This window comes from Streptomyces sp. NPDC091416, assembly GCF_044756845.1.
In the GTDB taxonomy this organism is placed as follows: Bacteria; Actinomycetota; Actinomycetes; order Streptomycetales; family Streptomycetaceae; genus Streptomyces.
The window spans coordinates 46,306-71,618 of record NZ_JBIVTU010000010.1; the positions used below are offsets into that span (position 1 = coordinate 46,306).

The 25,313-nt window shown below is 70.6% G+C and carries 16 protein-coding genes and 1 pseudogene; 5 read left to right on the top strand and 12 right to left on the bottom strand.

Going from position 1 to position 25,313, the window contains the following annotated elements:
• The first annotated feature begins 324 nt into the window (after positions 1-324).
• Positions 325-2,568, top strand: coding sequence for an MMPL family transporter (locus ACIQMX_RS27520; protein ID WP_402481974.1), 2,244 nt, complete (start codon positions 325-327; stop codon positions 2,566-2,568).
• Between the two features lie 124 nt (positions 2,569-2,692).
• Here the strand turns inward: ACIQMX_RS27520 and ACIQMX_RS27525 are convergent, their stop codons facing one another.
• On the bottom strand, positions 2,693-3,913 hold the full coding sequence (locus ACIQMX_RS27525; protein WP_363077791.1) for a transposase: 1,221 nt from the start codon (positions 3,911-3,913) through the stop codon (positions 2,693-2,695).
• 660 nt (positions 3,914-4,573) lie between these two features.
• Here ACIQMX_RS27525 and ACIQMX_RS27530 point away from each other — a divergent pair.
• Positions 4,574-5,263 (top strand): LmbU family transcriptional regulator, encoded by a 690-nt coding sequence (locus ACIQMX_RS27530; RefSeq protein WP_402481978.1) that lies wholly within the window; start codon positions 4,574-4,576, stop codon positions 5,261-5,263.
• A gap of 69 nt (positions 5,264-5,332) precedes the next feature.
• Here the strand turns inward: ACIQMX_RS27530 and ACIQMX_RS27535 are convergent, their stop codons facing one another.
• Together ACIQMX_RS27535 and ACIQMX_RS27540 are read right to left on the bottom strand one after the other, a co-directional pair.
• On the bottom strand, positions 5,333-5,977 hold the full coding sequence (locus ACIQMX_RS27535) for an FMN-binding negative transcriptional regulator (RefSeq protein ID WP_363077795.1): 645 nt from the start codon (positions 5,975-5,977) through the stop codon (positions 5,333-5,335).
• A gap of 1,241 nt (positions 5,978-7,218) precedes the next feature.
• Positions 7,219-7,421: pseudogene (locus ACIQMX_RS27540) on the bottom strand (NADP-dependent phosphogluconate dehydrogenase); the annotation flags it as partial.
• A gap of 217 nt (positions 7,422-7,638) precedes the next feature.
• On the opposite strand from ACIQMX_RS27540, the gene ACIQMX_RS27545 reads away from it, so the two are divergent.
• Positions 7,639-10,218: a DUF262 domain-containing protein gene (locus ACIQMX_RS27545; RefSeq protein WP_402481980.1), complete on the top strand. Its 2,580-nt coding sequence runs from the start codon at positions 7,639-7,641 to the stop codon at positions 10,216-10,218.
• 368 nt (positions 10,219-10,586) lie between these two features.
• On the opposite strand, the gene gndA is transcribed toward ACIQMX_RS27545, so the two are convergent.
• A complete protein-coding gene (gndA, locus tag ACIQMX_RS27550) occupies positions 10,587-12,026 on the bottom strand; it encodes an NADP-dependent phosphogluconate dehydrogenase (RefSeq protein ID WP_402481983.1) in 1,440 nt (479 codons plus the stop codon).
• Positions 12,027-12,617: 591 nt separating this feature from the next.
• Between gndA and ACIQMX_RS27555 the strand changes: the two genes are divergently transcribed.
• Positions 12,618-13,211: a TetR-like C-terminal domain-containing protein gene (locus ACIQMX_RS27555; protein WP_402481986.1), complete on the top strand. Its 594-nt coding sequence runs from the start codon at positions 12,618-12,620 to the stop codon at positions 13,209-13,211.
• A 59-nt stretch (positions 13,212-13,270) separates the two neighbouring features.
• On the opposite strand, the gene ACIQMX_RS27560 is transcribed toward ACIQMX_RS27555, so the two are convergent.
• The 5 genes from ACIQMX_RS27560 to ACIQMX_RS27580 all read right to left on the bottom strand — a co-directional run bounded on the left by ACIQMX_RS27560 (position 13,271) and on the right by ACIQMX_RS27580 (position 19,438).
• On the bottom strand, positions 13,271-14,545 hold the full coding sequence (locus tag ACIQMX_RS27560; protein WP_402481988.1) for an acyl-CoA thioesterase/bile acid-CoA:amino acid N-acyltransferase family protein: 1,275 nt from the start codon (positions 14,543-14,545) through the stop codon (positions 13,271-13,273).
• 278 nt (positions 14,546-14,823) lie between these two features.
• Positions 14,824-16,182 (bottom strand): GH1 family beta-glucosidase, encoded by a 1,359-nt coding sequence (locus ACIQMX_RS27565; protein ID WP_402481991.1) that lies wholly within the window; start codon positions 16,180-16,182, stop codon positions 14,824-14,826.
• Positions 16,183-16,202: 20 nt separating this feature from the next.
• On the bottom strand, positions 16,203-17,111 hold the full coding sequence (locus tag ACIQMX_RS27570; protein ID WP_363077805.1) for a carbohydrate ABC transporter permease: 909 nt from the start codon (positions 17,109-17,111) through the stop codon (positions 16,203-16,205).
• Positions 17,104-18,114, bottom strand: a complete 1,011-nt coding sequence (locus tag ACIQMX_RS27575) for a sugar ABC transporter permease (protein ID WP_363077807.1) — start codon at positions 18,112-18,114, stop codon at positions 17,104-17,106. Before ACIQMX_RS27575 ends, ACIQMX_RS27570 begins: the two co-directional genes overlap by 8 nt.
• A gap of 10 nt (positions 18,115-18,124) precedes the next feature.
• Positions 18,125-19,438, bottom strand: coding sequence for a sugar ABC transporter substrate-binding protein (locus ACIQMX_RS27580; protein ID WP_363077809.1), 1,314 nt, complete (start codon positions 19,436-19,438; stop codon positions 18,125-18,127).
• Positions 19,439-19,583: 145 nt separating this feature from the next.
• Between ACIQMX_RS27580 and ACIQMX_RS27585 the strand changes: the two genes are divergently transcribed.
• Positions 19,584-20,942 (top strand): ROK family transcriptional regulator, encoded by a 1,359-nt coding sequence (locus ACIQMX_RS27585; RefSeq protein WP_363077811.1) that lies wholly within the window; start codon positions 19,584-19,586, stop codon positions 20,940-20,942.
• Positions 20,943-20,982: 40 nt separating this feature from the next.
• Here ACIQMX_RS27585 and ACIQMX_RS27590 read toward each other — a convergent pair whose 3' ends face one another.
• The 3 genes from ACIQMX_RS27590 to ACIQMX_RS27600 form a co-directional block, all read right to left on the bottom strand.
• Positions 20,983-21,549 carry a hypothetical protein gene (locus ACIQMX_RS27590; RefSeq protein ID WP_363077813.1) on the bottom strand — a complete coding sequence of 189 codons (567 nt, stop codon included), beginning with the start codon at positions 21,547-21,549 and terminating at the stop codon, positions 20,983-20,985.
• A gap of 105 nt (positions 21,550-21,654) precedes the next feature.
• Positions 21,655-22,752, bottom strand: coding sequence for a LacI family DNA-binding transcriptional regulator (locus ACIQMX_RS27595; protein WP_363077815.1), 1,098 nt, complete (start codon positions 22,750-22,752; stop codon positions 21,655-21,657).
• A gap of 8 nt (positions 22,753-22,760) precedes the next feature.
• Entirely contained in the window at positions 22,761-25,280 is a 2,520-nt protein-coding gene (locus ACIQMX_RS27600; protein ID WP_402481996.1) for a beta-glucosidase, read from the bottom strand.
• Positions 25,281-25,313: the final 33 nt, after the last annotated feature.

The following is a 25,313-nucleotide window of genomic DNA, read 5'->3' on the forward strand; positions in this document are numbered from 1 at the left end:
GGGGCGGCGTCGGCCGCCCCGTGGCCGACGGCACGGACCCGCGTGTCCCGCGGGGAGCCGCGCAGGCGTTCCTCGTCCCCGGGCCCCTCTCAGGACGGGCACCTGTGCCGGCGGCAGGTACGGGGCAGAGGGCCGGCCCACAACGACATCCCGCTGATCCGTACCCGTGTTCCGCCGGAGCCGTCCGCTGATCCGTACCGGTGTTGCGCCGGAGCCGTCCGCTGATCCGTACCGATGTTCCACCGCAGCCGTCCCGCTGCGGGCAGGGGGCCGTCCCTGTGCCCGCCTTTGCGACAAGGCCCCATTCAGAAGGAGTTCCCCGACATGGCCCTCTACCTCAGCAAGCTCGGCCGGCTCGCGTTCCGGCGCCGGGGGCTGACCGTCCTCGTATGGCTCTTCGTCCTCGGCGGAGTGGCCTTCGCCGCCTCGTCCGCTCCACCACCACCTGCCGACACCTTCTCCATGCCGGGCACCGAGTCGCAGAAGGCCTTCGACCTCCTGGAGGAGAAGTTCCCGGCGGCCAGCGCCGACGGCGCCCGGGCCCGGGTCGTCCTGCAGGCGCCCGAGGGCACGAAGATCTCCGACCCGGGGCCCAAGGCGCAAGTCAGCAAGCTGGTCGCCGGTCTGACCGGAACGCCGCAGGTGGCGAGCGTCGCCGACCCCTTCACCACCCAGGCGGTCAGCAAGGACGGCACCACGGCGTACGCGACCGTCTCCTACAAGGCCGTCGCCATGGAGCTGACGGACGAGGCGCACGACACCCTGCTGAAGGCGGCGGACGCCGCGCGCTCGGACGGCCTCACCGTCGAGATCGGAGGTGACGCGGTCCCGGTGGAACAGGCCCTGAACGGCACGGCCGAGATGATCGGCTTCGGTATCTCCGCCGTCATCCTGCTCGTCACCTTCGGGTCGCTGGTCGCCGCGGGCATGCCCCTGCTGACCGCGATCGTCGGCGTCGGGGTCGGCGTCTCCGCCATCGGCGCCCTCGGCAGCACCCTGGGTCTCTCGTCGACGACCACGACCCTCGCTCTGATGATCGGCCTCGCCGTCGGCATCGACTACGCCCTCTTCATCGTCTCCCGCTACCGCGCCGAGATGGCCGAGGGCCGCGGGCGTGAGGAGGCCGCAGGTCACGCCGTGGGCACCGCGGGCTCGGCCGTGGTCTTCGCCGGCCTCACCGTCATCGTAGCCCTCGGCGGTCTCGCCGTCGTCAACGTTCCCATGCTGACCAAGATGGGCCTCGCCGCGGCGGGCACCGTCGCCGTGTCCGTCCTGGTCGCCGTCACGCTCGTCCCCGCGCTGCTCGCCTTCGCGCCGGTGCGGGTGCTGCGCCGCAGGGACCGCAAGGCGGCCAAGGGCAAGCCCCTTTCGGCACGCCGGCGCCGCAAGGCGGCGAAGCGCGCCGCCCGGCAGAAGCCCAACATGGGAGCCCGCTGGGCAGGCTTCGTGCTGCGGCGCCCCGCCGCCGTGCTGCTCTTCGGAGTGCTGAGCCTCGGCGCCATCGCCGTCCCCGCCACCCAGCTGGAGCTGGGGCTGCCGGGCGAGGGCACCATGGCTCCCGACACGACACAGCGCAAGGCGTACGACCTGCTCTCGGAGTCGTTCGGTGACGGCTTCAACGGACCGCTCATGGTCACCGTCGAGGCCGATGACGCCAAGGGCGTCGCCGCCGAGATGGGTGAGGAACTTGCCGGACGGCCCGGGGTCGTCGCCGTGAGCCCTGCCGTGCTCAACGCGGCCGGCGACACCGCGATCATCAACATCGTCCCGGAGACGGGCCCGTCGGACGAAGAGACCGAGCAGCTCGTCAGGACCATCCGCCAGGACCTGGGCGCCCGTGCCGACACCGGCACCGAGGTGCTGATCACCGGTCAGACCGCTCTCTTCATCGACTTCTCCAAGACACTCAACGACGCTCTGGTGCCGTACCTCGGGCTGGTCGTCGGGCTGGCCTTCCTGCTGCTGATGGTGGTCTTCCGTTCGGTGCTCGTGCCGCTCAAGGCCGCGCTCGGCTTCCTGCTCTCGGTGTCCGCCGCCCTCGGAGTGATCGTGGCCGTCTTCCAGTGGGGCTGGTTCGCCGACATCCTCGGCGTCGACCAGCCGGGGCCGATCATGAGCACCATGCCGATCTTCATGATCGGTGTCGTCTTCGGACTCGCGATGGACTACGAGGTCTTCCTCGTGACCAGGATGCGCGAGGCCTACGTGCAGGGTGAGTCCACCGAGGCGGCGGTCGTCACCGGGTTCCGGCACGGAGGCCGGGTCGTCGCCGCCGCGGCGCTCATCATGACGAGCGTGTTCTCCGGATTCGTGATGGAGGACAACGACTTCGTGAAGATGGTGGGTCTCGCCCTCGCCCTCGCCGTCGTCTTCGACGCCTTCGTCGTCCGCATGGCCATCGTTCCCGCACTCTTCGCCCTGTTGGGCGACCGGGCATGGTGGCTGCCCAGGTGGCTGGACCGGCTGCTTCCTGACATGGATGTCGAGGGGGCGAAGCTCGCGAAGGAGCAGACCCGCGGGACCCCGCCGCGTCAGCGAGGCGAGCGTGCGAGCGCGGACTCGCGCTGACGACACGGCTGTGGCAGAGCGCCGCGTCCCCCGGGCGGCCGCGGAAAGGCGGCCTCCCGGCAGGCTTCCCCGGTGCCGGACCCGCTCGCTCGGAGGAGGTTGTACGGCACGGAGGAGAGCCGTCTCAGATGTCCTTGCCGCGGCCCTCCCGCTCGGCTCCGGAACCCGGCCGGCGCTCCTCGGCCGGGGGGCGCCGGGCGAGACGGTCGTACGTGTACGCAGCCGAGACGAGGACCATGTGGTGGTACCAGCCCGGAAGCGACCGGCCCTCGAAGTCGAGCAGTCCGAAGTCGCGTTCCATGCTCTCGACCGAGGACGCCGTTCCCGAGGCCAGGGCCGCGAGCGACGCGACGCTGCCGAGATCGTGCTGGGTGAGGCTCGTGACCCACAGGTGTCTCGGACGGGAGGCCGGGAGAACCTCGACGAAGAGCCGATGCGGCGGACCGACCGGTCCGCGCTGCTTTCCGGAGAGATGCACGAGCCCGCTGCGTGTCCGGGTGGTGCGCCGGCTCCCGTCGGGCGCGGTGACGACGACCGTCTCGGGCGAGCTCAGCGCGGTGCCGGCCCTGGCCACCAGCCGGGCGGCGGTGGTCGGTTCACCCTCGCCGACCGGGAGGACGGTCAGGCTGGGTGGCACGGCCATCACGAAGTCCCGCCCCCGGCGGCCGAGTCCGTGCGTGAGGAGGGCGACGTCCGGATCGCTGCTCATGTCGGCCACGACCGTGGCGGACATGCCGCCCGGACGGGCGCCCAGCGCGTCGACCAGCTGGAGTGCCTGCGCCCACATCGGGCGGTAGGGCATGGTCTCCGGTATGCGGGCGCGACGCCGGAGCCGCTCGTCCTCGGTCCATGGCATCGGCAGGTGCAGGCGCCAGCCGACGGGGACCTGTACGGGACCGAAGCACATGAAGGCTCCCAGTCCCAGCTGCCCTTGGAGAGTGCGCCCCGAGGTGAGGTCGAAGTACCGGTGCACGCCGACCGAACTCTCGCCGCGTTTGGGAACGATGGCCCGGCCGATGGCGCAGACGGGATCGGGGCCGTACCGCTCGGCCCATTGTGTGAGCGCGCCCAGCACCGCGTCCCAGTCCCAGGGGCTCAGGCTGACCAGTTGCCGCAGTGACTGTACGGCGGTGGCGGAGGTCGAGACCGTCTGGGCGAGGCGGCGGACGGACTTCTTGCCCGGCGTGGTGAGCAGCGCCTCTACGTAGGCGTGCGCCCATCTTCGTTGGTCGGCCCGCCTCAGGCTGCCGAAAACCGCGTCGGTGAAAGGGGCGAATGAGGACGTTAAGTCTTCTTCCGGCCCGCCGAGCGCTGCGTCCGAGGATCGTGTACGTGACATCATCATGGCGCAATAACTCCCCCGAGGTGTTACTGAGCGTTCCGCACGCCGAGTGTAGGGCGGCCGCACCGGTGGCGCCACCATGCTGCTCGGGTGACTAGATGTGGTGCCTTTGGTGGCGCACCGGGGGTTCGCGTGTTTGGGTGCGCCGGCGGGCGGTCGGAGAGCGGGTCCGTGGGGGCCGCGCACCGTTCCGGCTGCGGCTACGCCCCCGCGCGGGGGTGCCGGTGCCGCCTGTGGTCAGGGCTGATCCCTCGTGGGAAGCGCGGTCGGGCCGGGTCGTACCTGGCCGGAAAGTTCGATTGGCCCCGCTGTGGGACTTGACCATCCCTTGACCAAAGGCTGATTTCGCGCCAATCATGGTGCGCCCGCGGGTTCGGAGGATTGTTCGAACTCTGCAAAGTAGTGTCCGATGACGCCAAGATCCTTGAACCGGTCCCGGCGTCGGGTTCTACTCGGAGGTGCCCGAAGCAATGTCCATGCCGCATGTTTCACCCCGCGATGCAGCGATACGGGTCAATATCTCCGCCACCCGAAGAACTGTGATCGAGGGATCAGGGGTGATCGGATGAATGCGGTGGAAGAGGATTTCGGGTGAATGGATCCGTGACGGCCGACGCGACAACCGAACCCCCCATGCTTGCGGGCGCGATTGATGGAGGTGCGATGAAAAACCGGGCCGAAGAGCTCGAAGGCCAAAAGGCCGTTCTGTTCGGCAGGGTCTCTGAAGGAGGGCTGCGGCAGCGAAAGGCCGGCGGCCACGAGGTGCACCGCGACCAGGTTCTCACGACACAGGTCGGACTTCAGATACCGGTGGGACTCACCTTCGAAGACTGGGAACGGGCCGGTCGTCAGCTCTCCGGGATCCTGAACTCCTCGTCGTGGTGGCTCGGGGACTGGCTGGTGTACGGCAAGGACCACTATGTGGACCGGTACCAGCGCGGGATCCGCGCCGCGGGGCTCCAGTATCAGACTCTGCGCAACTACGCCTGGGTGTCGCGCCGCTTCGAGTTCCACCGCCGCCGCGCCGCGCTCAGCTTCCAGCACCACGCCGAACTTGCGTCCATGCCCGTCGACGAGCAGGAGTTGTGGCTCGACAAGGCGGAGCGGCTGAAGTGGACCACCAAGCAATTGCGCAGCGCCATCCGCGTCGAGCGCAAGGGCGACCCTCGGTGCGAGGAGGAGGAGGCGGACGCGACACGGCGACTGGCGGTCCCCGACAGCCGTCTGCAGTGGTGGCACAAGGCTGCCGCGCAACTGGGCAGTGACCTGGACCAGTGGGTGCTGTCGACTCTGGACGAGGCCGCCGAGCACGTCCTGAAGGGGGCTGCCGGGCGGGCCGCGCTCACGGACTGACCGTACCGGTGGCGGCGGAGGCAGACGAGCGGGACTGCCCCCGCCGTTCGTCGTGGCGGGGCCGGTGACTCAGGGCAGCCGGCTCATCAGATCGGCCGTCTCGCGGTGACGTGTGCACCCGCTCGACGCGAACGACTTGTGTACGCGCTCCTGCACGTGGGCCTCCTGTTCCTGGCTCAGCTTGAACATGCCCTCCGCTCCGGACACCCGGACCCGGAAAGCGCCCACCGCGGGCACGATCTCACGGAAGTACGCGATCGACTCGGCCATGTCCCAGCCGTGACCGAAGTCGCTCTCGTACGCGCGCACGGTGGACTGGACCACCCCGAGAGTCTCCTCGACCGACTCGATCTTCTCCACCGTCCCGTGGACGTGTACCGAGGTGAAGTCCCACGTCGGAGCCGCCGGAGTCGTCTCGTAGACGGTGGGGGAGACGTACGCGTGCGGACCGGTGAAGGTCAGCAGGACCGTGCTGCCCGTGCTGATCGCGGACCAGTGCGGATTCGCGCGGTTCATGTGGGCCAGCAGCGTCGCCCCCGTGAGGTCCGCCGCCGGACCGGCGTCCGCCGAGGGGTCGGCGATGACCGGCAGGTGTGTGGCGAACGGGCCGGCCTCGGGGCTGCCGTTGCTCGCCATGAGGGCCAGCGGATTCCTGCGTATCAGATCGGCCATCCAGGATGGATCCGGCTCGCGATACGGTCGGGGTACGAACATACGGTGCTCCTCGGTGATCTGCTCGGAAACCAATACCGATTCAACGATGCTTTCTGGGCCCTCGATCCTCGGTGTGTCAAATGCCACGACAATGATTCGAGTACGGATCTCGGTGTCCCGCCGACGGGACACCACTCGCCCTCGTCGTGTTCTCGCAGCCGTCGAATCCCGGTGGTCCTTCCCATTCTGGTGTGCACATATCGCGAGTGCAATGAACGGATGAAGTCCGCCAGGATGCGTAAGGATGTGGATATGCAGAAAGGCGGCTGCGCTCTCCAACGGAATGTGCCTGCTCGGGGGTGCCGAGAATGCGGCCGTTCTCTCCGGCCTTCGTGCGTGCCGGCGAGCGGCGGTCTTCGCCCCCTGGGTGACTAGACCATTGACGGCTGAACGTGGCGCCGGTGTGGCGAACGGATGTCCGGGGCCACATGGGCGTCTTGACGGAACCGTTACGGGTCCGCTTTGGCCGCCTTGTGCGCTGCTCCTGCCGGTACGGAAACTTTACCCGGGCCCGGAGAGCCTGGGAAAAGCCTGCCTGTCCCTCCTGCCCCATTCCTTCCGCGTCTCTCCGGCCCGGCTGCCGGGCGACGCCGGACCGGGTGTGGCGCGTCGGCGCACCGACCGCGGCAGGTCCGCACGGCACGGCTCGACGCAGGGGCGGAGACCCGGAACCTCGTGGCAGCAGGGGCGCCGCCGGATGAGGGGAGCGCTCCCCACGCCGTTGACCACGCAGGATGCCTTTGGCGCCACGAGGTCTCGAAATGGCGTCACGCCTGTGCCATTCTTGGGGAGTGGGCCGTGCCTCCGTACGCGGCCGCTGTCGGAACACCTGGTCGGCGCGGGCGGTCACGGGCGCCCTCACCGAGGGCGGAGGCGGCCCGGCTCGCCGGGGGCGCCGGCGACCGCCGCGGGTCATCGGCGGCCGCCCACCGGAGGCGTCATGCCGTCGGCCGGTGCCACGCCGAGTTCGGCGACGCGCGTCCCGTCCGTGACCGCGCCACCGGTGGCGGGCGCAACAGCGGGGCGGGACGGGCCCGTTCGGCGGGGCGTTGACGTGGGGCCGGTGCACGGCACATGCCGCGGACCGTGCGAGGCCAAAGCGGCGTGGCCCCGTCCGGCAGCGCGGTGACGCAGGGCGGGAGCACGGCACATGCCGCGGCCCCGAGCAGGACGGTCACCTGGTGTGCTCGTCCTGCGCACTCGAACGGGCCTTGGAGGCCGGCTGGCAAGACTCCAAGGCCGCGCGGCCCGGGAATCCGATCCCCCGCTTCCCGGGCCGCTCTACCGGCCTCGGCGATGCCGGAGACGGGAACGCCCAGGGCGAGGGCGATCTGTAGGGGCCGGCGGCCGGTGCCTTCTGCTCCGCCCGGTCGAGCACGACGTCCACGAAGGGCCTGCCGGTCGCCGCGTCGACGTGCGAGAGCACTTCTGCGGTGATCTCGACAGCCCTCCGCCCCCTGAAGCGTCCGAGCCGGGGACCGGCCTGCCGCGCGACCGCGACGCCCGAGTCCTGCCCGTCGCCGCCCCCACGTCTCGTTGCCCGATCTCGATCGTTTTGCGGAAGAGCGTCGGTGGCACGCCCTATTGTCGGTCTCCAAGCACCACTGTGCGGGGCGCACGGGTGCGGGGGTCGAGGGAATCCAAGGGGAGCGGGTACCACTGTGCAGGCCAAAGAGACGCTGTTCGCCGACCTCGTGCAGGGACGGGCTCAGCAGTTCCAGGTGCCGCTCTACCAGCGGACGTACTCCTGGACGGAGAAGCAACTGGCCCAGCTGTGGAGCGACATCCTCGATCAGGTGGACCTGCTGGAGACCGGGGAGAGAGCGAGCGCGCACTTCCTCGGCTCCGTGGTGCTCGCCCCGTCCCCGCAGAACGAGGCGACGTTCCCTCGCTGGCTGGTGGTCGACGGACAGCAGCGGTTGACCACGATCTCTCTCGCGCTCTCCGCCATTCGGGACCACCTCGCCCAGAGCCGGCCGGACGAGGCCGAGCGGATCGACGAGGAATACCTGATCAACAAGCGGAAGAACGAGAACGACCGGTTCCGTCTCCTGCCCACCCAGGCCGACCGGCCGCACTACGCCGCGCACATCCGCGGCACCCACGAGGGGCAGGCGGCGGGGGACAACGTGTCGGTCGCCTACCGGTTCTTCCGCCGCAAGCTCGTCGAGGCGGAGGACCCCGCCGACCCTCAGGACGTCCTCCGGATCGAGCAGGCGATCACTTCCCGGCTCACCCTGGTCGCGGTGACCGCCGAGGCCGGTGACAACGTCCACCGTATCTTCGAGTCCCTCAACAACACCGGCCTCAAGCTCAGCCAGGCCGACCTGCTGCGCAACTACCTCTTCATGCGGCTGCCGACCCGTGGCGAACTGGTCTACGAGACGTACTGGCTGCCGCTCCAGGCCAGCCTGAGCAACAGAGAGCTCGAACAGCTCATGTGGCTGCAGCTCGTGCTTGACGGCGACGACCGGGTCCGCCGCCAGGACCTGTACGCGGCTCAGCAGCACCGCTTCGAGCAGACCGAGGTCAGGGAAGCGGACATCGAGGCGTACGTGAAGGAACTGCACCGCCGGTCCATGCACTTCCGCAAGGTGGTCCGCCCCGACGAGGAGGGCGATCCGGCTGTCCGTGCCCACCTCCGCCGACTCGACGCCTGGGAGGCCGCGGCCACTTACCCGGCGCTGATGCTGCTGCTCGACCGTCGCGAACGTGGAGAGACCGACTCGGCGGAGACGGCCCGCGCCCTGTCCTACATCGAGAGCTTCCTGGTACGCCGCACCGTGTGCCGCGTACCGCCGAACAACCTCAACCGGATCTTCCAGTCGGTGCCCGCCCAGCTTCCGCTGGACGTCCCCGTCGCCGACGGCCTGCGCCAGCTCCTCTCCGCCAGCAACCGCTACTGGCCCGACGACGACGAACTGCGCGAGAAGTTCAGGACCGCGCCCTTCTATCTGTACGGCCGGCCGGAGCAGCGCAAACTGGTCCTCCAGCGGCTGGAGGAGAGCTACGACCACCCCGAGCCGGTGGACTTCTCCGCCGCGAAACTCACCATCGAGCACGTCCTGCCGCAGTCGGCGGGCGACGACTGGCTCCGAGTTCTCGCCGAGGACGCCACCGACGGCGAGACCCCGCAGGACGTGCACGCCCGACTCCAGCACACCCTGGGCAACCTGACCCTCACCGCCCAGAACTCCGAGCTCTCCAACCACCCCTTCGACCGCAAGCAGGACCTGCTGCACAGCAGCCACCTGGAGATGAACCGCCGTATCGCCGCCACCGACCGCTGGAGCGCCCGCGAGATCGGCGCCCGTGCCGACGAGCTGGCCGAGCGGGCCTTGGCGCTGTGGCCGTCCCCGCTGCGCGGGGTGGGCCGAGCCGAGCGGAGCCGCGACTGGCAGCTCGTCCACCAGGTCCTCGCCGCCCTGCCGCACGGCACCTGGACCTCGTACGGTGACCTCGCCGCGTACATCGGCTCCGGCGCCCAGGCGGTGGGCAACCACCTTGCCCAGACCAAGGGCGTCGTGCACGCCTACCGCGTCCTCAACGCGGAGGGCCGGATCGCCGACGGCTTCCGCTGGGCCGGCCCGCAGCCGGAGGGTGAGGACGTACGGGCGCGACTGAGCGCCGACGGCATCCACTTCACCCAGACCGGGGCCGCGGACCCCGCGCAACGCTTGGCCAGCACCGACCTGGCACTGCTGCTGGCCGGTCCCGACCAGGAGGAGTCCTCGGAGCGCGCGGTGGCGGCGGGGCACGAGGGAGCGGAGCCGGAGGAGGAGACCCGGGCCGAGCGGTTCCTCCGCCAGCTCGCCGCGGACGACACCCCCGAGACCGTGGGCGCGGTGCGTACTCTCCTCGCCCGGTGGGAGGAGCTGGGCGGCTGGGTCGGCTACGGGGCCGGCCAAGTCACCACCAGCGCCTTCCTGATGCTGGGCGCGGCAGGTCTTCCCGGCGCCGGGATCTGGCCGCTGGTGCTCTACCCCGGCGGTGGACGCGGTGGTTCGGCGGAAGTGGTCTTCCAGTACCTCGCCACCCGCGAGCCCTTCACCGACCGCCCGCTGCGCGCGGAGCTCCTCGGCCGCGTCAACGGTCTGGACGGCGTCGACATCCCGGAGGGGAAGCTGGAGTTGCGTCCCAACTTCCGGTTGGCCTTGCTGGAGAAGGACGGGAACCGCGACGCGCTGGCCGAGACCCTGACCTGGTTCCGCGACCGCTGGGTCGGCAGGGACGTGTCCTGAGCTCTGAATCCGGCCCCGGGAGGCGTGGGCTCGCACGTTGAGGTGTCGCGTATTCGAGCGCCGCTGCGTCGTCCGCCCCTTGCCGATGCCGGCTGCCAAGGCCTCGGAGTACAGACCGGCGGACGCGTCGGGCCATCGCCGGCCTGCTGTCCCAGGCAGACCGCAGACCGGATCCTGGCTTGGCAGCCGTGAGCACCGTGGCTCCATTCCTCTTCCTTGCGTCCTTGCGTCCTTGCGTCCTTGCTTCCTTGTGCGCCGGGGTGCGACGGACGAGAGCGTGGCCCGTCCATCTCCTCCGATCTCCTCAGCCTCGCGCCGATCATCACTGAGGCGATTCCGCCCCGGCGTCGGCATTCGCGGGTGGTCGGTCAGTTCTCGAGTTCGCTCTTGTCGTCGCCCCAGAGGGTGTGGAAGGTGCCCTCGCGGTCGGTGCGGTGGTAGGTGTGTGCGCCGAAGTAGTCGCGTTGGCCCTGCGTGAGCGCTGCCGGGAGGCGCTCGGCGCGCAGGGAGTCGTAGTAGGCGAGGGTGGCGGCGAAGGCGGGGGTGGGCGTGCCCTGGGTGACGGCGGTGGCGATCACGGTGCGCCAGTCGTCCTGTGCGGCGGCGATCTCTTCGGCGAAGCTCTTGTCGGAGAGGAGGCTCGGTAGTTGGGGCTGCGCCTCGTAGGCGCTGGTGATGCGGTCGAGGAACGCCGCGCGGATGATGCAGCCGCCCCGCCAGATCGCGGCGACCTTGCCGAGGTCGACGTCCCAGTCGTACTGGTCGCTGCCGGCGGCGATCAGGTGGAAGCCCTGGGTGTAGGACACGATCTTCGAGGCGTACAGGGCTTGCTCGACCTGGTCGGCGAAGGCCGCCGCCTTGTCCTTGGGCAACGTCCGCGCGCTGGGCCCCGCGAGGTGCCGCGAGGCCTCCCGCAGGTCCGTGTGGCCGGAGACGGCACGGGCGAACACCGCCTCGGCGATTCCGGACACCGGCACCCCGAGATCGAGAGCGATCTGCACGGTCCAGCGCCCCGTGCCCTTCTGCTCGGCCTGGTCCAGGACGACGTCCACGAACGGCTCACCCGTCGCCGCGTCCGTGTGTGCGAGAACCTCCGCGGTGATCTCGATGAGGTAGGAGTCCAGCCGCCCGGTGTTCCAAGTCCGGAAGATCTCCGCGATCTCGCCGGGGGAGTACCCCCCGACGTCCCGCAGCAGCTGGTATGCCTCGCCGATAAGCTGCATGTCGGCATATTCGATCCCGTTATGCACCATCTTGACGTAGTGGCCTGCGCCATCGGGGCCGACGTGGGTGACGCAGGGAGCGTCGTCGTCGGCCTTGGCGGAGATCTTCTCGAGCATGGGGCCGAGCGAGTCGTACGACTCCGCGGAACCGCCCGGCATGATGCTGGGGCCGTTCAGCGCACCCTCCTCCCCGCCCGAGATGCCGGCGCCGACGAAGTGGACGCCGCGTCCGCGCAGCTCCTTCTCGCGGCGCCGGGTGTCCTCGAAGTGGGCGTTGCCGCCGTCGATGATGACATCGCCCTCGTCCAGCAGCGGGGCGAACTCCTGGATGACCGCGTCCGTCGGCTCGCCCGCCTTCACCATGACGACCAGACGGCGCGGCCGTTCCAGGGCCGCGACGAACTCCTCGGGTGTGCGCGCGGCGACGAAGGCCCCTTCGTCGCCGAACTCCTCGACCAGGGCGTCCGTCTTCGCCGTCGTGCGGTTGTGCACGGCGACCGTGTAGCCGTTCCGGGCGAAGTTGCGGGCCAGGTTCCGGCCCATCACCGCGAGCCCGGTGACGCCGATCTGGGCAGTGCCGCTCATCTGTCTGCTCCTGCAATCTGTCGGGAGGCCGGGGCCGTCCGCAGGCCGGGAAGCCGGGGCGGTGCCGGGAGGCTGCGATGTCCAGTATGGATACGGGACGGGTGGACGGCCTGTTCAGCGACCGGACGGCACCTGGCCCTCTCGCGCCGGACCCGGTCCACGCGGAGGGCGGGACCTGGCGGACATGTGCCGCAACCACGGCACCGATGCCTCGGTGGCGCCGTGCCCGTCAGCCGTGAGGCCGCAGGCCCTCCGGCCGACGACCGTGTTCCTCGTGCGAGCACCGACCGGCGGCTCGGCTGCCATTGTTCGTCAACTCTTGACACCTCCTGAGTGGCGGAGCAACACTGACAGGGCGTTCGGAGAGCGCTCTCCGAACGCTCGCGGGATGTAACGCGGCCGTCGGGAAAACGCTCTCCTCGAAAACTGCCCGCGCTGTCCCACTCCCCGCTGTCAGCGCGGTGCAACAGCCCGCGGTGCTCACGGCAATCCGTGGCCACCGCGGGCCGCCGGCTTTCCCGGCCGGGTGTCCGCCTGTGTATATTCCGAAGAAAGCCGAGGGGGTCAGGCAGTGCGCCGACGGGGGTGGGGATGGTTCGCGCGGGGCTCACGACCGATCGGGTCGTGGCGGCGGCTGCCGACCTGGCCGACTCGATCGGATTCGACAAGATCACCATTTCCGCGCTGGCCCGCGGCTTCGGCGTCAAGGACGCCAGCCTGTACTCCCACGTCAAGAACCTCCAGGACCTGCGTACCCGGGTGGCGCTGCTGGCCGCGGGGGAGTTCATCGACCGGATCGAGGCAGCCGTGGCCGGCCGGGCCGGGCGGGACGCCCTGATCGCCTTCGCCGACGCCTACCGGGCCTTCGCGCTGGAGTGCCCGGGCCGGTACGAGGCGACCCGGATGCGCGTCGATCCCGCCGTCGCCGCCGCGGCGCCCGCGTACCACAGGACCATCGCGACCACCTCCTCGATGCTGCGCGCCTACGGTCTGACCGAACCCGATCTCACGGACGCGGTACGGCTGCTGCGCAGCACGTTCCACGGGTTCACCGCCCTTGAGGCGGACGGCGGATTCGGTGCGCCTCGTGCCGTGCAGACGTCGTGGGAGCGTGCCGTCGAGGCGCTGCACTTCCTGCTGGCGAACTGGCCGTCGGCGACGGGCGGCGCCGCGCGCGGGGCGTGACTGCCGGGGACGTGAACGCGCCGCCTTCGTAAGGCGGTCGAATGCCGCACGATGCCGCCTCACCCTCCGAGGAGTTTCAGCACGCGGGGCCAGCCGTCGGTCTGCGCGTGGGCGTTCCCGGCCGCTGTCCCTCCGAGATCCATGTACCTGTTCGACAGCGCGTTCATGGCGTACCGGGCCGTGGGGCTGTAGGGGTACCAGCCGACTGCGTGGCCCGCGTTCTTGTAGACCAGGGACTCGCGCCGCCGGCCCGGTCGCGACGGCTCGTCCCCGATGCCGCGGGCGGCGTCGGCCGACTGCCAGAGCCGGTCGTCGTCACCCGCGATCGCCAGAACGCTGCCGTTCACGTGGTCGAGGGGAATGGGTGTGAGGTCGAGCGGCTTGTCGTCCCGGGTCCATGCGATGCCATGGGGGTAGCCCGGCGTGGTGTTCCGGGACGGGGCGTAGAGGACGAGATCGCTGACGAGACCGGGGTGGGTCTGCGCGAGAAGCTGGGCCGCCTCCGTCCCGCGGGAGACCCCGATCACGGCAGGTCTGCGATTCCTCGTGCCGTACTGCCGGTCCAGGAACCGGGCGGCCGTGGCGAAGTACTCCGTCCTGATGTTCTCCAGGTTCTCCGGACGCCCCGGGCAGCCGAAGTAGCACAGGGCGAGGACGGGGTGTCCGTGGGAGGCGAGCACCGCGGCGGCGAGGCGGTTGCTGGTTCCGCCCTCCGAGCCGCCGATGCTCAGGACCGGCGTCCGTCGTGGCGCGTGGGGCGGCGGGAGGTAGAGGGCTCCGTACAGGCCGTTCCTCTCTCCGCGCAGGGCCTGGTAGGTCGTGCCCTCGCTCATCCACCTGCGCGTCAGCGAACGCGTCGCTATCTGCTTGCCGCCCGCCCTCACGGCGAGCGTCACCTTGTACGCCGGCTGCTGTTCCGGAGCCTTGAAGCGGAACGTGTCCTTGCCCGCGCCCTTCCGCCGGGGCGTCATGGACCAGAACAGCCCCATGCCGTCGACGCCGCGGTAGGTGCCTGAACGGGAGCGTGCATGGTTGAGGTCCACCGTTCCGTCGCCGTCCGCGGTGACGACGGCCCGGCCTGTCCACGGAGCACCCTGATAGTCCGCTGCGCCTGCGGTGAGGGTGACCTCCTCGTGCGGGTGCAGGCCCGAGACCCGGACCCGGAGCGCGTCGTCCGCCAGGGATTCCGGCCGGTCCACCTGGATGTGCGCCCGGGTGCTGTGCCCGGGCCCCGACGAACACGCGCCCACACCTGACACGGACAGGCAGCATGCCACCGCGACGGCGCGCGTCCGCCACGCCGCCGCACCGCCGTTCACGCCCTTCGTACGCACGATGCGCCCCCTCAACTCGCTCCGCGGCTGTAGTTGTACAGAGAAACCAATCACGTGGACCGGGTTCCTCGCCGGGGATCGGGCGGCCGGAATCGAACTTTTCGAACTCTTGGTGGAACGAACCGCGAGCCGCGCACCAGGAAGCGCGAACCGGGAAGCGCCCGGCCGCGCACCGGGAGCCGGACGGCGAGTGCCGTGAAACGCGGAACCTCCGGCGGCGACGGTCATCCGTCGCGGCCGGAGGCTGCTGGGGTGGCTCCTGCGCTTCCGCGGGGAGGTCAGGCGGCCTTGCGCGTGCGGCCCGCCGCCGTCTCGCGGGCCAGCTCGGCGTACCTCCGGCCGCTGCTCTTGACGGTGCGGCGCTGCGTCGCGTAATCGACGTGGACCAGACCGAACCGCTTGTCGTAGCCGTACGCCCACTCGAAGTTGTCCAGCAGGGACCAGGCGAAGTAACCGGCGAGCGGCGCGCCCTTGCGGACGGCGCGGGCGCAGGCGGCGAGGTGCTCCTCCAGGTACTGGGTCCGCTCCGGGTCGTGCACCGAACCGTCGGCGAGGACGACGTCCTGGTACGCCGCGCCGTTCTCGGTGACGTAGAGGCGCTGGACGCCGTACTCCTCGGTCAGGCGCAGCAGGAGCTGCTCCAGGCCCTGCGCGTGGACCTCCCAGTCCATGTGGGTGTGGCGGGCACCGGGCAGGTAGACCTGCTTGGCGTGCGGGACGGGGCCCGTCGCGTCGGCGGTGACGACCTGGCGGAAGTAGTAGTTCACGCCCATCCAGTCGAGCGGCGCCGAGATGAGCTCCATGTCGCCCTCCTGGACCGGGAGTTCGACGCCGTACAGGTCGACCATGTCCTGTGGGTAGCCGCGCCCCAGGATCGGGTCGAGCCACCAGCGGTTGATGTGGCCGTCGCCGCGCACCGCGGCGGCCCGGTCGGCCTCGCGGTCGGTGGCGGCCTCCACCGGGCTGAGGTTGTTGACGATGCCGACGCGGGCGTCCGGGGACGCGGACCGGATCGCCTGCACCGCGAGGCCGTGGCCCAGGTGCAGATGGTACGAGGCCCGGACGGCCGCGGTCAGGTCGGTCAGACCCGGTGCCATGGTGCCTTCGAGATGTCCGATCCAGGCCGAGCAGAGGGGCTCGTTGAGCGTCGCCCAGTCCTTGACCCGGTCCCCGAGGCGGTCCACGACGACCGAGGTGTACGCGGCGAAGTGCTCCGCGGTCTCGCGGACCGTCCAGCCGCCCCGGTCCTGGAGCGCCTGCGGCAGGTCCCAGTGGTAGAGCGTGGCGAACGGCGTGATCCCGGCGTCCAGGAGACCGTCCACCAGCCGGTCGTAGAAGTCGAGTCCGGCTTCGTTGACGGGACCGTCGCCGCCCGGGACGATCCGGGGCCAGGCGAGCGAGAAGCGGTACGCGCCCGCCCCCACCTCCTTGATCAGGGCGATGTCCTCGGGCACGCGGTGGTAGTGGTCGCAGGCCACGTCCCCGGTGTCGCCACCGGCCACCTTGCCCGGGGTGTGGGAGAAGGTGTCCCAGATCGAGGGCGCGCGGCCGTCCTCGGCCACGGCTCCCTCGATCTGGTACGCGGCGGTGGCGACGCCCCACGTGAAGTCGGCCGGGAGGGCGCTGAGGTCGTTCACGGACTTCCTTTCCGAAGTGGTCACTTGACGGCTCCCGCCGTGAGGCCGGCGACGAGGTAGCGCTGGAGGAGCAGGAACCCGCCGACGATCGGCACGCTGACGACGAGCGAGGCCGCCATGACCTGGTTCCAGTAGACGTCGTTCTGCGTCGCGTAGCCCTGGAGGCCGACGGCGAGCGTGCGGGTGGTGTCGTTGGTCATGACGGAGGCGAAGAGGACCTCGCCCCAGGCCGTCATGAACGCGTACACGGCGACGGCGACGATGCCGGGCACCGCGGCCGGCACGACGACCCGGAACAGGGCGCCGAGCGGTCCGCAGCCGTCGACGAGGGCGGCCTCGTCCAGGTCCCTGGGAATCGAGTCGAAGTAGCCGATGAGCATCCAGATGGAGAACGGCAGCGAGAACGTCAGATACGTGAGGATCAGTCCGCCGCGCGAGCCGTACAGCGCGATGCCGGTGCTGTTCCCGATGTTGACGAAGATGAGGAACAGCGGGAGCAGGAAGAGGATGCCGGGGAACATCTGGGTGGAGAGCACCGTGACGGTGAAGACCCGCTTGCCGCGGAACTTGTAGCGGCTGACGGCGTACGCGGAGAACACCGCGATGATCACCGACAGGACCGTCGCCGAGCCCGCCACCACCAGTGAGTTGACGAAGTACCGGGCGAGCGGGACGGTGTCCCAGATGTCGAGGTACGGCTGGACGGTCAGCCCGGACGGGATCCAGTGGAACTTCCCCGAGACGTCCTGGAGCGGCTTGAGGGAGCTGCTGATCATCACGTACACGGGCAGCAGGACGAAGGCCGTGAGGAAGGCCAGGATGATGCGGCGGGTCCAGAGGAAGGACCGCGGCGCGGCCATCGGGGACCGGGAGCGCGATCGTGACCGGGCCGTTCTCGTCAGTGCGGCCGGCTGGGCATGGCTAGGCATCTGCACCCTTCCTTCCGCGTGAGGTGATGAGCAGGTAGACGGCCGTCACGACCAGCAGGAACAGCAGCAGGAGCACGGACATCGCGGATCCGGTGCCGAAGTTCCAGGTGACGAACGACGACTGGTAGATGTGGATCGAGATGAGGTCCGCGTTCTCCGGGGCTGCCTTGCCGAAGAGCACGTACGGGGTGTTGAAGTCGTTGAACGTCCAGAGGAACAGGACGAGCACCAGGACCTGGTTGACCGGGCGCAGCGACGGCAGGGTGATCTTGCGGATCTGCTGCCAGATACCGGCGCCGTCGATCGCGGAGGCTTCGTACAGCTCGCGCGGGATGTTCTGCAGCCCCGCCATCACGATGAGGAAGGCGAACGGCCAGCCCTTCCAGACCGAGACGACGATCAGTGCGTAGATGCTGTTGTCACCGATCAGCCAGAAGGACGGCTGGTCGGTCAGCCCGAGCTGGTCGTGGAGCACGTGGTTGACCAGCCCGTTGTCACGCTGGAACATGAACGCCCAGGTGATGACGGCCGCGTAGACCGGCAGGGCGTACGGGACGAGGAAGACGGCCCGCAGGAAGCCACGGCCGCGGAAGTTCTCCTGGAGCATGATCGCCGCCGTGACACCGAACAGCCAGGCAAGGCCGACGGCGAAGAACGTGAAGACGCAGGTGACGAAGAACGAGTGGAGCAGCGCCTCGCCGATCGGGGCGTTGAAGTCGACGGCGATGCTGTAGTTGTCGAGGCCGGTCCAGGGCGCTGCGCCCCAGTTGCCGATGAAGAACTGAGTGAGCTGGCGGAAGCTCATCACGATCCCGATGATCATCGGGATCACATGGATGAGAAGTTCGAGCAGGACGGCCGGCAGGAGCAGGAGATAGGGCAGTCCGCCCTGGCGGATCCGGTCGGGGATGCGCGGCAGTCTCCTGCGCGCACCCCCGGTGCCCCGGCTCGTCACCCTGTCCGACTTCTCGGTACGGCTGTCGGTGGTCACGGTGGCGGTCATGGAAGGTGCCTTACTGCTGCATCGTCTGCTGGGCCTTTTCGAGGCGCGCCTTGACGGATTCGGTGGTCACGGGGCGTCCGGCTGCGGCATCGGCCCACAGCTCCTTGACCGCGGTGCCGACGGCCGTCTCGAACTGCGACTCGTTGGGCACCTGCGGCAGCGGGGCCGCGCTCTTGGCCAGCGTGTCGCGCAGGACGGCGAGGTCGGGCGCCGAGAACGCGGCGTCGGCCTGGGCGGCCTTGACCGGCGGGATGGATCCGTACGTCTTGTTGAGCAGCTTCTGCTCGGCGTCGCTCGTCATGAACTTCACGAACTTCTTGGCGCCGTCGATGTTCTTGGTGTTCTTGAACACCGCCATGTTGATGCCGGCGACCATGGAGTTGATGTTCTTGCCCTGGCCGGGGGCGCCGGATGCGACGGGCACGGGAGCCGCGCCCCAGTCCTCGGGCTTCATGCCCTGGGAGGCGAACGTCGAGGCGGCCGCCTGCCACAGCACCATCGCGGTCTTGCCCTTGGCGAAGTCCGTCAGGGACTGGTTCTGGGCGTACTCGGCGTTGCCCGGCGCGACGATCTTGTCCTTGGCCATGAAGTCGATGTACTGCTTCACGGCCGCGACGGCACCGTCGGAGGTGAACGTCGGCTTTCCGGCGGCGTCGAAGAAGTCCGCGCCGTGCTGCTGGGCGAGGACGAAGGTCTGGTGGATGTTGTTGGAGAGGTTGGAGCCCTCCGCGCCCAGGCCCCACTTGCCGTTCTTGGAGAGCTTCTTGCCGTCCTCGACCAGCTCGTCCCAGGTGGCCGGGGGCTTGTCTATGCCCGCCTCGGCGAAGCTCTTCTTGTTGTAGTAGAGGGCGTACGCGAGGGAGTACAGCGGGACGGCGGCGGGGTCCTTGCCCTCCGCGCCGGCCGAGGCGACCGCCGAGTCGACGAAGCGGTCCCGGCCGCCGATCGCGTCGAAGTTCGCCTTGTCCCAGGGCAGCAGCGCTCCCGTCGCCTGGAGCGAGGCCGACCAGGTGTTGCCGATGTTCAGGACGTCCGGGCCCTGACCGGACGTGGTGGCCGCGAGGATCCGGTTGAGCAGGTCGGCCCAGGGGACGACCTCCAGCTTGACCTTGATGCCGGTCTGCTCCTCGAACTTCTTCAGCTCGGGGGTCAGGATCTTCTTGTCGGCCTCGATGCTGGGGCCCTGGTTGGAGGCCCAGTACGTGAGGGTCTTGGGCGAATCGTTGCTGCCGCCGCTCGACGACGTGCCGCCTCCGCAGCCGGTGACTCCGGCGGCGATGGAGATCGCGAGGGTGGCTGCTGCTGCGGCTCTGATGGTGCGCATGCGGGATGGCCCCTTTCCGGGGAGGAAGTCCGCGTTCGGGAACCGAACGGCCTTCAGGACTTAATTTATGACGTGATTTAAGAGGTGAGAGAATGTCGCGTCAAGTCCTGCGGTCGCGGTATGTTGCCGGAAGGGAAGGAGCCACATGGCTGAGCGCAACAGACGGACCGTGCGTGACCTGCGACGGGGCAACCGGGCGAGGGTATTGCAACGGTTGTATTTCGACGGCCCGCTGAGCCGCCAGGAGCTCGGCCCCGCGACGGGGCTGAGTTCAGGTTCCATCAGCAACGTCGTCGCGGAACTCTCCGCCGAGGGCCTCCTGGAGGAGGCCGGCGTCGTCGACTCCGACGGCGGCCGTCCCCGCACGCTGCTGCGCGTCGCCCCCGGCGGCGGCCTCCTCATCGGCATCGACATCGGGGAGACGCGGATCAGGGTCGAGCTCCTCGACCTCGCCCTCACCGAACTCGCCCGCACCGAAAGGCTGCTGGCCCAGCACGGCTACGACGTCGACCGCATCGTCGGACACGTCCGCAGCGGGGTCGCCGACGTACTGCGCGACGCCGGCGCCGATCCGGGCCGGCTGCTCGGCATCGGCATCGGCGTCCCCGGCATCATCGAACGCCACGCGCCGGACGGCGCGGTCGGTGACGTGGGGGCCGTCGTCCACGGTCAGACCATCGACTGGAGCGCCGTCCCCTTCGAACGGATGCTCCGCGACGCCGTCCGGATCCCGCCCGAGGTGCCGTTCTTCATCGACAACGGGGCCAAGACCCTCGGCCAGGCCGAGATGTGGTTCGGCGGCGGACGCGGGGCCGGGGTCTCGGCCGTCGCGCTCATCGGCTCCGGAGTCGGTGCCTGCGTCAACCACGGTGACCTGCTCGACGAGGACCGCGGCAGCATGGCCCTCGAATGGGGCCACACCACCGTGCAGTTGCGCGGCCGCCGCTGCCGCTGCGGCTCGATCGGCTGCCTGGAGGCGTACGCGGGCGCCGAGGCGATGCGCGAGCGCTGGCACGAGGCGGGCGGCCCCCTGCCCGCCGACGCCGACGACGAGACCGCGCTCGCCGCGCTGCTCGCCGCCGCCTACCCCGGTTCGGGCGCCGAACCCGACCCCCTGGCCGTCTCCCTGCTCGACGAGACGGCCGCATGCCTGGGGGCGGCCCTGGGAGACCTCATCAACCTCTTCCTGCCCGAGCGCATCCTGCTCGGCGGGTGGGCGGGCCTGCTGATCGGGCCCCATCTGCTGCCCGACATCCGCCGCTACGCGCAGGAGTACGCGCTCCGCCACGCCGCGGCCCGCACCACGATCGAACTGGGCCGCCTCGGCCCCGACGCCGTGACGGTGGGCGCCGCGACACTCCCGCTGTCCGACTTCCTGGCCCGGGGCGGCAGCCGCCCGTCCCCCGAGCCCCGGAACGGTCCGGCGGCGCCGGGGTTCCGGACGGCCGTGGACGCGGTACGGGAGAGAGGGCGCGCACGGACGGTGTCGGACGCGACGGGGTGAGGCCTCGGGCCGGGGGAGGGGGCGAGGAGCGGCGTTTGCCTCACGGCGAGGACGATGACCGGGACGTGGGGCGCCACGCGGCCGGCCAGGTCACGTCCCGAGCGACGGCTCCCGGCACGCCGAGGCTCGCCCGGGCGAGTTCCACGTAGCGGCTGCGCGCACTGCGGAACTCCTGGAACGCCTGGTCCCAGTTCTGTTCGACCTCCGTCGGGACGCCCCGGGCCAGGGTCTCCAGTCGCCACAGGCAGTGGTCCAGCGTCTTGGACGCCGTGTTCGCCTCGGTGTCGCCGAGGAGCCCGAGCGTCTCGGAGAGGGCAGAGCGGCGGGACTCCAGCTCGCCGAGTTCCGTCAGCACTTCGGGAGTCGGGTCGAGCTTCATCGGCCCCGACACCAGCCCCCGGGCCGCGGCGATCATGTGGTAGCGGGCCGCCAGCTCCTTCACGGCGTGGGCGTACTCCGCGTAGGCGTTGAGGCGATGCTCGTCCCACCGCACCGCCTGCTGTCTGCGCCACCTCGCCCGCTCGTTCAGACTGCTCACCAGGAACGACATGAGCGCGCCGAGAGCGACGCCCACCAGCGGCAGTATCCGGTCGGTCAGACTCACCATGGACCCCGATCAAGTAGCGCGGCATCCACCTGATCATTTCCGCTGCGGCCCGGCCTCGCAACACCCTCCAGGACAGCGGGCGACGGCCGCCGGACCGGTATCTGTCTACGCCGAGTCGCGTACCACCAGGGCGGGTTCGAAGATCACGGACGACGCCGTCCGGTCCGGGCCCGACAACTGGTCGATCAGCAGGCGGGCCATCTCGGCGGCCATGGCCTCGACCGGCTGGCGGATTGTGGTCAGCGGCGGCCGGCAGGCGGATGCCGCGCTGCTGTCGTCGAAACCGATCACCGCGACGTCCTCGGGCACCCGCCGCCCCTGTTCCCTCAGTACATGGCAGGCACCCGTCGCCATCAGGTCGTTGGCCGCGAACACCCCGTCCAGATCCGGGTGTTCGGCCAGCAGCCGCTCCATCGCGGCCTCGCCGCTCTCCTGGGTGAACTGGCCTTCCGCGATCGGGATGTACGGATGCCCGCGCTGTGCCATCGTGTCGCGGAAACCGGCCAGCCGCTCCTGCCCGGCCGGCACGTCGAGCGGACCCGTGATGGTCGCGAGGCGGCTGCGGCCGCGGGCCAGCAGGTGTTCGGCGGCCAGCCGCGCACCGTCCTGGTGGGCGAGGTCGACATAACTGATCCGTACCGGCCGCGCGGGCCGCGCGTACAGCACCGCGGGCAGCCCCGCGTCCGCGAGCATGCCGGGCAGCGGGTCCTCCGCGTGCGTCGAGACGACCAGGGCACCGTCGGCGCTGCCCTGGCGCAGGAACGAGACCACGTCCTCGCGGGCCCGCGACGTCTCGGCGAACATCAGGACCGGGTGCATGCCGCGCGGCCGGAGGTAGTTGACCACGCCGGTGACCACCCGGCCGAAGAACGGGTCGGCGAAGACCTGCGCGGTGAAGGACGCCCCGCTCTCCGGATCGGCCGTGTCCGCGGCCGGAGCGCCGTCGGCCGGTTCGGGCGGCTCGACCCCGGCGCCCGACACCACCAGGGCGATCGCGTCGGTGCGCCGGGTCACCAGGGAGCGCGCCGCGCGGTTGGGTGCGTAGCCGGTGAGGGAGACCGCTCGGCGCACGGCCTCCTGAATCACCGGGTCGACATTGCGTACGCCGTTGATCACCCGGGAGACGGTGGCGCGGGAGACACCGGCCGCCCTCGCCACGTCCTCAAGGGTGGGTGTACCGGCCGATCGTGGAGCATCCGTCATGAGCGCATTTATAGCATCAGCGGAGAGCGCTCTCCAGTGTGCTCCGGACCCTCGTCCGCGTCCGTTCCCGCCAGGGGCCGTGACGCGATCGCCGTCAGCGTCGTGCCGAGCGGCAGATCACCCGCCGAACGGCCGCCCAGCAGGGCGAATTCGCCCGCCTCCGTCTCCCATCCGTGCCGCGTGGCGGACCAGTGTGCCAGTGCGCGTCCGGCGACCCGGATCACGGCGACCGTGCTCTCCCCGGGCTCCGCCCCGACCGCCGCGTACCCGATCAGGCGCCGGGCCGGCCGCCGGACCGCGGAGCCGGCCCTGGCCACATAGAGCTGGACCACCTCACGGCCGCGCCGCCGCCCCGTGTTGCGGACCCGGACGCGTACGTCGAAGGCGTCCCCGGCCCGCACGGTCGCCGGGGCCGTCAGTTCCTCGTACTCCCAGCTCGTGTACCCCAGCCCGTGGCCGAACCAGTAGGCCGGAACGGCCCCGGACCGCAGCCAGGCCGCATAGCCGATGTGCGGACCCTCCTCGTAGTGCAGCCGCCCGTCGGGCGCGGGGGTGGTGCCGAGCACCGGTACGTCGTCCTGGGCGGCGCCCCAGGTGGTCGGCAGCCTGCCGCCCGGCTCGGTCCCGCCGAACAGTACGTCGGCGAGTCCGCCGCCGGCCTCCTGCCCGGGGAACCAGCTGAGGAGAAGGGCGGGCACCCTGGCGTGCCAGGGCAGAGCGACGGGACCGCCCGCGTTGACGACGACCACCGTGCGCGGATTGGCCCGCGCCACGGCCCGTACGAGAGCGTCCTGGCCGTCGGGCAGGTCCAGACTGTCGCGGTCGTGGCCCTCCGACTCGCTCTCCTCGGTCGTGCCCACGACCACCACGGCGACGTCCGCGGCGCGCGCCGCGGACACGGCCCCGGCGAGGGCGGAGGCCGCGTCGGCTGCGGGAGGGGCGGCGGCGAGGACCGTCGCCACACCCGAACCCGGGGCGAGCGAGCGCCGCGCCACGACCTCCACCTCCTCGCCCGCGACCAGTTCGGCCTGTGCGCGGTGCAGAGGCGGGGCGACGTGGACCCGGGTCGGATCGTCGCTGTCCACCGGGAACGTGCCGGACAGCACCACCTCGCCGCCGACGGACAGCGACATCACCCCCCAGCCCCCCACCGCCCAGGTCCAAGCGCCGCCCACGTCGGGCCGGACCAGGGCCCGTATCTCCACTGCCGCGGCACCGTCGACCACGAGCGAGGGCTCCACGATCCGGCCGGACAGCCGGTGCTCGGCATGGAGTTCGCCGCCGTCCGTGTCCAGCAGCCTGACGAGGACGCCCGGTTCTCCGGTGCGAGGATCGCGTGAGCCGTCGAGGGTGAGCGGGAGGGGGCGGCCGGACGGCGGCAGGCCCCGGTGGTAGGTCACCTCGGCCGATCCGCCGAGCGCCTCCTCGATCCCGGCCAGCGGCGTCACCACCGCCTCGGGGAACACCTCCGCGCTGCCCCCGCCCTGAATGCGCACCCCCGCGGCGTGCGGGCCGATGACCGCGACCGAGCGCAGTCCGGCACGGTCCAGCGGCAGCAGGCCCCCGTCGTTGCGGAGCAGCACCGAGCCCGCTGAGACGGCCCGCCGCAGCAGGGCGCGCTGCGCGCCGGGAGCGACGACGGGCCGCCGCACGGACCGGGGCGATCCGAGCGCGCCGGCCTGCGCGGCGAGCCTGAGCAGCCGCCTCACCTTGTCGTCGACGGCCGAGACGGAGACCAGCCCCTGTTCCAGCGCGGCAAGCAGGCCGTCCGCCCATGGTCCGTCCGGCCCCGGCATGGCCAGGTCCTGCGCGGAGCGTGCGGTGTCCAGGAGCGTGCGCACACCGCCCCAGTCCGAGACCACGGGCCCCGCGAATCGCCAGCCCTCCTTGAGCGGCTGCTCCAGCAGCGGGGAGGCGGACATGGTGACGCCGTCGACCTTGTTGTACGCGGACATGACGGCCTGTACGCCGGCGGTCACCGCAGCCTCGAAGGGGGCGAGATAGAGCTCGTGGAGCGTCTGTTCGTCCATACGGATGTCGACGGCCAGCCGGTCCGTCTCGGCGTCGTTGGCGACGAAGTGCTTGGCGGTGGCGGCGACCCCGCCGGACTGGATGCCCTTGATGAGCGCGGCGCCGGTCCGTCCGGTGAGGAGCGGGTCCTCGGAGAAGCACTCGAAGTGCCGGCCGCCCAGCGGGGACCGGTGCAGGTTCAGGGTGGGGGCGAGCAGTACGTCCACGCCCTTGCGCCGCGCCTCCGAGGCGAGCAGCGCACCGAGATCCGTCAGCAGGTCCTCGTCCCAGGCGGCGGCCAGCGCCGTCGGCGAGGGCAGGACGAGCGAGGTCTCGCGCTCGTCCCAGGTCTCACCGCGTACTCCGGCAGGTCCGTCGGAGAAGGTGAGGGCACGCAGTCCCACAGCTGGTTCGGCGTGTGTCCGCCAGGTGCTCGCACCGGTCAGCAGGCGCACCTTCTGTGCCAGGTCGAGCTTGTCCAGCAGTGGATCGATCTCTTCGTCCCTCATGGCGGTCATGCTCCTCCAGTCAGCGCGCCCCTTGATGGTTCG

What these genes read in the sequence shown, in the direction of transcription:
- ACIQMX_RS27520 (WP_402481974.1), top strand. Translation starts at nt 325, where the DNA reads ATGGCCCTCTACCTCAGCAAGCTCGGCCGGCTCGCGTTCCGGCGCCGG.
- ACIQMX_RS27525 (WP_363077791.1), bottom strand. Translation starts at nt 3,913, where the DNA reads ATGATGATGTCACGTACACGATCCTCGGACGCAGCGCTCGGCGGGCCG.
- ACIQMX_RS27530 (WP_402481978.1), top strand. Translation starts at nt 4,574, where the DNA reads ATGAAAAACCGGGCCGAAGAGCTCGAAGGCCAAAAGGCCGTTCTGTTC.
- ACIQMX_RS27535 (WP_363077795.1), bottom strand. Translation starts at nt 5,977, where the DNA reads ATGTTCGTACCCCGACCGTATCGCGAGCCGGATCCATCCTGGATGGCC.
- gndA (WP_402481983.1), bottom strand. Translation starts at nt 12,026, where the DNA reads ATGAGCGGCACTGCCCAGATCGGCGTCACCGGGCTCGCGGTGATGGGC.
- ACIQMX_RS27555 (WP_402481986.1), top strand. Translation starts at nt 12,618, where the DNA reads ATGGTTCGCGCGGGGCTCACGACCGATCGGGTCGTGGCGGCGGCTGCC.
- ACIQMX_RS27570 (WP_363077805.1), bottom strand. Translation starts at nt 17,111, where the DNA reads ATGCCTAGCCATGCCCAGCCGGCCGCACTGACGAGAACGGCCCGGTCA.
- ACIQMX_RS27575 (WP_363077807.1), bottom strand. Translation starts at nt 18,114, where the DNA reads ATGACCGCCACCGTGACCACCGACAGCCGTACCGAGAAGTCGGACAGG.
- ACIQMX_RS27580 (WP_363077809.1), bottom strand. Translation starts at nt 19,438, where the DNA reads ATGCGCACCATCAGAGCCGCAGCAGCAGCCACCCTCGCGATCTCCATC.
- ACIQMX_RS27585 (WP_363077811.1), top strand. Translation starts at nt 19,584, where the DNA reads ATGGCTGAGCGCAACAGACGGACCGTGCGTGACCTGCGACGGGGCAAC.
- ACIQMX_RS27590 (WP_363077813.1), bottom strand. Translation starts at nt 21,549, where the DNA reads ATGGTGAGTCTGACCGACCGGATACTGCCGCTGGTGGGCGTCGCTCTC.
- ACIQMX_RS27595 (WP_363077815.1), bottom strand. Translation starts at nt 22,752, where the DNA reads ATGACGGATGCTCCACGATCGGCCGGTACACCCACCCTTGAGGACGTG.
- ACIQMX_RS27600 (WP_402481996.1), bottom strand. Translation starts at nt 25,280, where the DNA reads ATGACCGCCATGAGGGACGAAGAGATCGATCCACTGCTGGACAAGCTC.